10 protein-coding genes are annotated in these 8,530 nt (G+C 65.2%); 8 read left to right on the top strand and 2 right to left on the bottom strand.

Translation table 11 applies throughout. The annotated features are described in order from the left end of the window. The 4 genes from hpnJ to H3O04_RS31500 all read left to right on the top strand — a co-directional run. A partial coding sequence (hpnJ, locus tag H3O04_RS31515; protein WP_337249677.1) for a hopanoid biosynthesis associated radical SAM protein HpnJ occupies positions 1-1,433 on the top strand: 1,433 nt, incomplete at its 5' end. Between the two features lie 3 nt (positions 1,434-1,436). Beyond that, positions 1,437-2,321, top strand: coding sequence for a hopanoid biosynthesis-associated protein HpnK (hpnK, locus tag H3O04_RS31510; RefSeq protein ID WP_202589184.1), 885 nt, complete (start codon positions 1,437-1,439; stop codon positions 2,319-2,321). Continuing rightward, the gene (locus H3O04_RS31505) at positions 2,318-3,367 is read left to right on the top strand and encodes a lysylphosphatidylglycerol synthase domain-containing protein (RefSeq protein ID WP_202589183.1); all 1,050 of its coding nucleotides are present in this window, start codon (positions 2,318-2,320) and stop codon (positions 3,365-3,367) included. Before hpnK ends, H3O04_RS31505 begins: the two co-directional genes overlap by 4 nt. Positions 3,368-3,455: 88 nt before the next feature. Next, a complete protein-coding gene (locus tag H3O04_RS31500; protein WP_006488732.1) occupies positions 3,456-4,010 on the top strand; it encodes a hypothetical protein in 555 nt (184 codons plus the stop codon). A gap of 3 nt (positions 4,011-4,013) precedes the next feature. Here the strand turns inward: H3O04_RS31500 and H3O04_RS31495 are convergent, their stop codons facing one another. Next, a complete protein-coding gene (locus H3O04_RS31495; protein WP_023475428.1) occupies positions 4,014-4,310 on the bottom strand; it encodes a BrnA antitoxin family protein in 297 nt (98 codons plus the stop codon). After that, positions 4,294-4,914 (bottom strand): BrnT family toxin, encoded by a 621-nt coding sequence (locus H3O04_RS36390; protein ID WP_237666503.1) that lies wholly within the window; start codon positions 4,912-4,914, stop codon positions 4,294-4,296. The genes H3O04_RS31495 and H3O04_RS36390 overlap by 17 nt, the downstream gene beginning before the upstream one ends. 82 nt (positions 4,915-4,996) lie before the next feature. Here H3O04_RS36390 and H3O04_RS31485 point away from each other — a divergent pair, with 82 nt between their 5' ends. Genes H3O04_RS31485 through H3O04_RS31470 form a run of 4 tightly spaced genes read left to right on the top strand, consistent with a single transcriptional unit; the run spans position 4,997 to position 8,280 of the window. Next, positions 4,997-5,686, top strand: coding sequence for an ABC transporter permease (locus tag H3O04_RS31485; protein WP_011544981.1), 690 nt, complete (start codon positions 4,997-4,999; stop codon positions 5,684-5,686). Further along, on the top strand, positions 5,683-6,396 hold the full coding sequence (locus tag H3O04_RS31480; RefSeq protein WP_023475426.1) for an ABC transporter permease: 714 nt from the start codon (positions 5,683-5,685) through the stop codon (positions 6,394-6,396). The genes H3O04_RS31485 and H3O04_RS31480 overlap by 4 nt, the downstream gene beginning before the upstream one ends. A 20-nt stretch (positions 6,397-6,416) precedes the next feature. Beyond that, entirely contained in the window at positions 6,417-7,217 is an 801-nt protein-coding gene (locus tag H3O04_RS31475) for an ABC transporter ATP-binding protein (RefSeq protein WP_006488736.1), read from the top strand. A 22-nt stretch (positions 7,218-7,239) separates the two neighbouring features. Continuing rightward, entirely contained in the window at positions 7,240-8,280 is a 1,041-nt protein-coding gene (locus H3O04_RS31470; protein ID WP_011544983.1) for a GlxA family transcriptional regulator, read from the top strand. The last annotated feature ends 250 nt before the right edge of the window (positions 8,281-8,530 follow it).

Genomic DNA, 8,530 nt, shown 5'->3' with positions numbered 1-8,530 from the left:
CCGGAGCATTCATGAAAACGCTGTTCTTGCAGGCCCCTTCGTATGACGGCTTCGACGGCGGAGCCGGCTCGCGCTATCAGGCGAAGCGCGAAATCCGTTCCTTCTGGTATCCGACCTGGCTCGCGCAGCCGGCCGCGCTCGTGCCGGGCAGCCGCGTCGTCGATGCGCCGGCCGACGGCCTGTCGGTCGAGGAAACGCTGAAGATTGCCAACGACTACGATCTCGTGATCATCCACACGAGCACGCCGTCGTTCCCGACCGACGCGATGTTCGCGCAGGATCTGAAGAAGATGAAGCCGTCGATGCTGGTCGGCATGGTCGGCGCGAAGGTGATGGTCGATCCGCACAACTCCCTCACGGCGAGCGAGGCGATCGACTTCGTGTGCCGCGAGGAATTCGACTACACCTGCAAGGAACTCGCCGAAGGCAAGCCGTTCCCCGAGATCAAGGGCTTGAGCTGGCGCGCGAAGGACGGCTCGATCGAGCACAACGAAGCGCGTCCGATCCTCGAGAACATGGACGAACTGCCGTTCGTCGCGCCCGTCTACAAGCGCGACCTGAAGATCGACAACTACTTCATCGGCTACCTGAACTACCCGTACGTGTCGATCTACACGGGCCGCGGCTGCAAGTCGCGCTGCACGTTCTGCCTGTGGCCGCAGACGGTCAGCGGCCATCGCTACCGCACGCGCTCGGTCGAGAACGTGCTCGCGGAAGCGAAGTGGATTCGCGACAACATGCCGGAAGTGAAGGAACTGATGTTCGACGACGACACCTTCACCGACGACCTGCCGCGCGCCGAAGCCATCGCCATCGGCCTGGGCAAGCTCGGCATCACGTGGTCGTGCAACGCGAAGGCCAACGTGCCGTACAAGTCGCTGAAGATCATGAAGGAAAACGGCCTGCGGCTGTTGCTGGTCGGCTTCGAATCAGGCGACGACCAGATCCTCGTGAACATCAAGAAGGGCGTGCGCACCGATTTCGCGCGCCGCTTCAGCGCGGACTGCAAGAAGCTCGGCATCAAGATCCACGGCACCTTCATCCTCGGCCTGCCGGGCGAGACGCAGGAAACCATCAAGAAGACGATCGAGTACGCGAAGGAAATCAATCCGCATACGATCCAGGTGTCGCTCGCCGCGCCGTATCCGGGCACGACGCTGTACAAGCAGGCGGTGGAAAACGGCTGGATGGAAGAGAACAAGACCATCAACCTGGTCAGCAAGGAAGGCGTGCAGCTCGCGGCGATCGGCTATGCGCACCTGTCGCGCGACGAGATCTACCACCATCTCGAGCAGTTCTATCGCCAGTTCTACTTCCGTCCGTCGAAGATCTGGGAAATCGTGCGCGAGATGCTGACGAGCTGGGACATGATGAAGCGTCGCCTGCGCGAAGGCGTCGAGTTCTTCCGCTTCCTGCGCGCGCACGAGGCCTGATCCGTGGCGACGCAGCGGGCGGCGCGGGCGCTGATCTTCACCGCGGACGACTTCGGGCTGCACCCGCGCGTCAACGCGGCGGTCGAGCGTGCGCACCGCGACGGCGTGCTGAACGCCGCCAGCCTGATGGTCGGCGCCCCCGCCGCGCAGGATGCGATCGAACGCACGCGGCGGTTGCCGTCGCTCGCGGTCGGCCTGCACCTGGTGCTCGCGGACGGGCCGGCCACGCTGCCCGCGCATGAGATTCCCGCGCTCGTCGGGCCCGACGGGCGCTTCGGCGACGCGATGGCGAAGGACGGCTGTCGCTTCTTCTTCCTGCCGCACGTGCGCGCGCAGCTGCGCCGCGAAATCCGTGCGCAGTTCGACGCGTTCGCGGCGAGCGGCTTGCCGCTCGACCACGTGAACGCGCACAAGCATTTCCATCTGCATCCGACCGTGCTGTCGATGATCATCGAGATCGGCCGCGACTACGGGCTGCGCGCGGTGCGGCTGCCGTACGAAACGAGCGCGCCCGTGCTGCTCAAGCCGTGGATCGCGCTGGTGCGCGCGCGGCTCGACCGCGCGGGGCTCGCGCACAACGACTACGTGGTGGGCATCGAGCAGACGGGCGCGATGGACGAGGCCGTGCTGCTCGACGCGCTCGCGAAGCTGCCGCCGGGCGTCGGCGAGATCTACTGCCATCCGGCCGAGGCCGGCGACGGCCCGATCACGCCGACGATGGCCGGCTACCGTCCGGTCGACGAACTGGATGCGCTGCTGTCGCCGCGCGTCGCGGCCGCGCTGAAGGCGGCGGGCGTCGCGACCGGCGGCTTTGCCGACGTATTCGGCGAGCCTGCGGCCCGACGCGGCGCGCACACGTCGCGCGCACCGGGAGCGCAGCCGTCATGAGCAAGTGGATCAAGTGGCTCGGCTGGCCGATCGGCATCGGCATCCTGCTCGCGCTGGGGCTGCACGAAGGCGTCGGCGACGTGTCGCAGATGCTCGCGCGCGCCGGCTATGCGCTGCTGTGGCTCGTGCCGTTCCACGCGCTGCCGCTGCTGCTCGATGCGTATGCATGGCACCAGCTGCTCGACCGGCGCAGTTCGCTGCCGTTCCTGTGGTGGATCGCGACCGTGCGCGAGGCCGTGAACCGGTTGCTGCCCGTGGTCGGGATCGGCGGCGAGATCGTCGGCATCCGGCTCGCGCGCTGGCAGGTGCCCGACGCGAGCCGCGTGACCGCGTCGGTGATCGTCGAGGTGCTCGTGACGATCGTCGTCCAGTATGCGTTCGCGGCGCTCGGCCTCGTGCTGCTGCTCGCGACGACCGACAACATGGGCGGCGGCACGATCGGTCTTGCGCTGCTGCTGACGCTGCCGTTGCCGGTGCTCGGCGTGGTGCTGATGCGGCGCGGCGGCATCTTCCATGCGATCGAGCGTTTCGCGGGCCGCCTGCTCGGCGATTCGCACCGGCTGCTGCAGGGCGTCGACGGCCGTCGGCTCGACGCCGACATCGATTCGCTGATGTCGCGCACGGGCCTGCTGTTCAGCGCGTTCTTCTGGCAACTGGCCGGCTACGTGCTCGGCGCGCTCGAGATCTACTGGGCGCTTGCGCTGCTCGGCCACCCGGTGTCGATCGGCGGCGCGATCGCGATCGAGGCGATGACGCAGGCGGTGCGGCATGCGGCGTTCATGGTGCCGGGCGGGCTCGGCGTGCAGGAGGCGACCGTCGTGCTGCTCGCGCAGATGTTCGGCGTCGACCGCGAGACGGCGCTGTCGCTCGCGGTGGTCAAGCGCGGCCGCGAGGTGCTGTTCGGCTGCCTCGCGCTCGGCTCGTGGCAGCTTGCCGAGCTGGTGCGCACGCGCGGCCGGCTGGGCGCGCCGCCGGCCGGGCCGCGCCCGGCGCCGCCGGCGAAGCGGGCGTCCGAAACCCGGACCGAAACCGAAACGACGCATTGAACACGGGACGGGCTGCACGGCCCGTCTCGCGCTTTTGGCGTCGCGCGGGTATCCTTGCCGCGTGTTTTCTCGACGCGCCACTCTTCCGATGATTTTCCGTTTCCGGCTGCTTTCCGTGACGATGCTGGCCGCCGCGCTGGCGCTGACCGGTTGCGACGACCAAGGCCATCTCGACGTGCAACGTATCAGGGACTTCTTCAACGCGATCAAGCCCGCGCCGCTATTGCTGAAAGGGCTGAAGGTCGGCGAATCGACCGAGGCCGACGTGCGCGGCACGATGGGCAAGCCCGAGACCGAGCGCACGTTCACCGACGGCTCGAAGCGTCTCGAGTATCCGCGCGGCCCGATGGGCAACCAGACGTGGTTCGTCGATCTCGATGCGAACGGGCGCTACACGGGCGCGACGCAGGTGCTGACCGCCGAGAATTTCGCGAAAGTGCGCCCGGGGATGGACGAAGACGAGGTGCGGCGCCTGCTCGGCAAGCCCGGCGACATCGCGCAGTATCCGCTGAAACCCGAGACGGTCTGGAGCTGGCGCTGGCTCGAGGACGGCGTCAACACCGACGCGTTCTTCAACGTCCATTTCGGCCCGGACGGGCTCGTTTATACGACCTCGCGCTCCGACATCCTGAAAGGGCGCTGACCTTCACGCGCGGCGTTTCTTCAGCCAGTCGCGCAGCGCGTCGTTCATGCGCGTCTGCCAGCCCGGGCCTTCTGCCCGGAACGCGGCGAGGATGTCCGCGTCGTAGCGGATGCTGACCTGTTCCTTCGGGTGCTCGAGCTTCGGGCGCCCGAATTTCTTCGCGACGACCTCGACGAAGGGCTTCATCGCATCGATTTCTTCGTCGCCGAGTTCACGGGCGTCCGGATCGGCGGCGATGCCGCGCGCAATCGCCGCTTCTTCCTCGGGCGTGTTGCGGATGAATTTAACCGCCTTCTTCATACCGACTCATCTCTCGGTTGTTGGCTTTTCGCAGGCTGACGACGCGCAGCGCGCGGCCGCGCGGGACGACGATCGCCGTGTAAAGGCGCGTGCCGATCGGCACCAGACAGATCCAGCGTGCGTCGCCGTAGTCCCGGCGGGTGTCCGGCCACGTGCGCGCGGCTTCCCACTCGGCGAATTCGGCCATTCGCAACGAGATGCCGTGTTTCAGCCGGTTCGACAGATCCTTGGCCTCGTCGAAAACGAATGGAATTTCGACTAATTGTGGATGCAAAAACATGGGCAGGCAAGGAGTTTTTGTGGATGCAAAAAATAAGACGCCGCGGCGGATGGCATCGAATCGGCGCGCAGGCGCGCATCGTGTCGCGGGCATGAGCGAGCGATTGTGTGACGCGGGCCTGGACCTGCCCATTCGGCCTGATGGCCAGCCCGGCGCTATATCGAAAAAGCGACCGGAAAATTGCAAAAAACCCGCTTCCCGGTGCGTCATCCGACTGTCAGGAAGCGGGTTTTTTCCTTTGGAAACAGCGGTATAGGCCGTGCGCAGAAATGGTGGGACGAATTGTTGCGACGCAGCAACCGCGCGCACGGTGATTTGAGGCAATCAATTTCGCTTGCGACTATCCGCGTCACCCCGGCGCGGGACAGGCTGTCGCGTCGGCATTCATTCAACTCTGGAGACGCGCGTGTTCCTTTACGGCTTTGGTCCCGTCCTCTGGGCCGGCACCGTGCAGACCATCGAGCTGTCGGTGCTGTCGCTCGCCACTGCGGTGGCGCTGGGGCTGATCGGCGCGGTGGCGAAGCTGTCGCACAACCGGGTGCTGCGAGCGATCGCGACCGGTTATACGACGCTGATCCGCTCGGTGCCCGATCTCGTGCTGATGCTGCTGCTGTTCTACAGCATCCAGATCTGGCTGAACCAGTTCACCGACCTCGTCGGCTGGAACCAGATCGACATCGATCCGTTCGTGGCCGGCGTGCTGACGCTCGGCTTCATCTACGGCGCGTACTTCACCGAGACGTTTCGCGGCGCGTTCCTGTCGGTGCCGCGCGGCCAGCTCGAAGCCGGTTCGGCTTACGGGATGAGCGGCGCGCGCGTGTTCGTGCGGATCATGTTTCCGCAGATGATGCGCTTCGCACTGCCGGGCATCGGCAACAACTGGCAGGTGCTCGTGAAGGCGACCGCGCTGGTGTCGATCATCGGTCTCGCGGACGTCGTGAAGGCCGCGCAGGACGCCGGCAAGAGCACGTTCAACATGTTCTTCTTCATCCTCGTCGCGGCGCTGATCTATCTCGCGATCACGACCGTCTCCAACCTCGTGCTGATCCAGCTCGAGAAGCGTTATTCCATGGGCGTGCGGCACGCAGAACTATGATCGAGATCCTCCAGGAATTCGGCAAGGCGTTCCTTTTCTGGGACGGCCAGCGCCTGTCCGGCCTCGCGGTGACGCTGTGGCTGCTCGTCGCATCGATTTCGCTCGGCTTCGTGTGCGCGGTGCCGCTCGCGGTTGCGCGCGTGTCGAGGAACAAGTGGGTGTCGATGCCGGTGCGGTTCTACACGTACGTGTTCCGCGGCACGCCGCTCTACGTGCAGCTGCTGCTGATGTACACGGGCATGTACAGCCTCGAGTTCGTGCGCTCGCACTCGCTGCTCGACGCATTTTTCCGCAGCGGTTTCAACTGCGCGATCCTCGCGTTCGCGCTGAACACCTGCGCGTACACCACCGAGATCTTCGCCGGTGCGATCCGCGCGATTCCGCACGGCGAGGTCGAGGCGGCGCGCGCGTACGGGATGTCGTCGTTCACGATGTACCGCCGCGTGATCCTGCCGTCGGCGCTGCGTCGCGCGCTGCCGCTGTACAGCAACGAGGTGATCCTGATGCTGCACGCGACGACCGTCGCATTCACCGCGACCGTGCCGGACATCCTGAAGGTCGCGCGCGATGCCAATTCCGCGACCTACATGGCGTTCCAGTCGTTCGGAATCGCCGCGCTGATCTATCTTGCGGTATCGTTCGCACTCGTCGCGGCGTTTCGCCGCGCGGAGCGCCACTGGCTCGCGTACCTCGCGGCCGCCCGTCATTGAATTACTTCGAGGAGAGCCAGTTGGCCGAGATCACCCAAACGAGCGCGTCCGCTTCCGTCAAGCTTGCCGCGGTCGACATCCACAAGCGCTATGGCGACAACGAGGTGCTCAAGGGCGTGTCGCTGAACGCGAAGGCTGGTGACGTCATCAGCATCATCGGCGCGAGCGGCTCGGGCAAGAGCACGTTCCTGCGCTGCATCAATTTTCTCGAGCGGCCGAACGCGGGGCAGATCGTCGTCGACGGCGAGGCCGTGCGCACGAAGACCGATCGCGCCGGCGCGCTCGAAGTCGCCGATCACAAGCAGTTGCAGCGCATTCGCACGAAGCTTGCGATGGTGTTCCAGCACTTCAACCTGTGGGCGCACATGAACGTGCTCGAGAACGTGATGGAAGCGCCCGTGCACGTGCTCGGCATTTCGAAGAAGGAAGCCGAGGAGCGTGCACGCGAGTATCTCGAGAAGGTCGGTTTGCCGCCGCGCGTCGAGAAGCAGTATCCGTCGCATCTGTCGGGCGGCCAGCAGCAGCGCGTGGCGATCGCCCGTGCGCTGGCGATGCATCCGGACGTGATGCTGTTCGACGAGCCGACCTCCGCGCTCGATCCGGAACTGGTGGGCGAAGTGCTGAAGGTGATGCAGAAGCTGGCCGAGGAAGGCCGCACGATGATCGTCGTCACGCACGAGATGGGCTTCGCGCGCAACGTGTCGAACCACGTGATGTTCCTGCATCAGGGGCGGACCGAGGAGGAGGGCGATCCGAAGGAAGTGCTGGTGCGCCCGCAGAGCGAGCGGCTCAAGCAGTTCCTGTCGGGCAGCCTCAAGTAACGCGACAGGGCAGGTTTCAACCGTGGTACCGGTGTCTCGTCCCGCAGGCGCCACCCGCACGACGCAGGTGGCGATCGTTGCATTGCCGCCCGTGTCGATGTCGGGCGTGGGTCCGATCGTCGATGCGCTGAATCTCGCGAACGAGATCGACGGGCGGCTCCTGTACCGCTGGCAGGTGTGTTCGTGGGACGGGCGGCCGGTGCCGCTCGCGGGCGGCGCGCAGTGGCATGCCGATGCGGCGTTCAACGATGCGATCGCGTGCGACTGGTTGATCGTCGTGTCCGAACGGTTTCAGCAGTTTGCCGATTACCGGTTGTTTCTCGCGAGTCTCGCGCGGGTCGGGCAGCGTACGCCGGTCGTGACGGGTATTCACCACGGCGTGTGGTGGCTCGCGATGGCGGGCCAGCTTTCCGGGTATCGCGTGAGCGTGAACTGGGAGACGTATCAGCAGTTCGCCGAGCAGTTCGAGCGGTCGATCGTCACGCAGCAGATCTTCGAGATCGATCGCGATCGGGCGACCTGTGCCGGTGGGCAGGCGACCGTCGATTTCATGCTGGCCATGATTGGCCGGGAACATGGGGCGGATCTCGCGGAGCGGATTGCCGATGCGCTGGGAGCCGGCACACTGCGCAGCGGCGAGGAGCGGCAGAGGATTCCTTTTGTTACTGCTCCGGGGGAGCGGCATCCTCGGTTGAATGACGCGTTGCTCTTGATGGAAGCCAATGTCGAGGATCCGCTTACTACCGATGAGATCGCCGGATTGGTCGGCGTTTCGCGCCGACAGTTGGAGCGGCTCTTTCGGCAGTATCTCGGGGCGATGCCCTCCAAGTATTACCTCAATCTTCGGCTGCTCAAGGCTCGGACGCAGTTGCAGCGGACCAGCAAGTCGGTTGTTCAGGTTTCTCTCGCTTGTGGGTTCTCTTCTGCTGCGCACTTCTCCAACGCTTACCGCGAAAGGTTTGGGGTTACGCCTCGGGAGGATCGAAGAGCGTGGCTCGAGAAGCAGACCGGCGGGGGCAGTGAGCCTCGGGGTGGGGCGCTCGTCGAGCGCGGGAAAGATTGAGGTTTGGGTTTGGTTTGTTTGGTGGTTTGCTCGCGGTTGGCGTGAAGCACCTGTGATCGTGTCGGTCTATTAGCGTCGCCCCTGCGCGGGGCAGCGGTCACTTTTCTTTGTCTTGCCAAAGAAAAGTAACCAAAAGAAAGGCGCTCGGATATCGCATGACTTACCGGTGCCATGGCGCCCCGAGTGGTCCGCACAAAAGTGTCCGCGCCAGTCAGGAATCCGGAGTGGTTCGAGCAATGGTTCTGACACC

Source organism: Burkholderia sp. KCJ3K979 (genome assembly GCF_016759955.1).
Lineage (GTDB): Bacteria > Pseudomonadota > Gammaproteobacteria > Burkholderiales > Burkholderiaceae > Burkholderia > Burkholderia orbicola.
The sequence above is the reverse complement of the archived record's forward strand: the minus strand, read 5'-3'. Positions and strand labels throughout refer to the sequence as shown.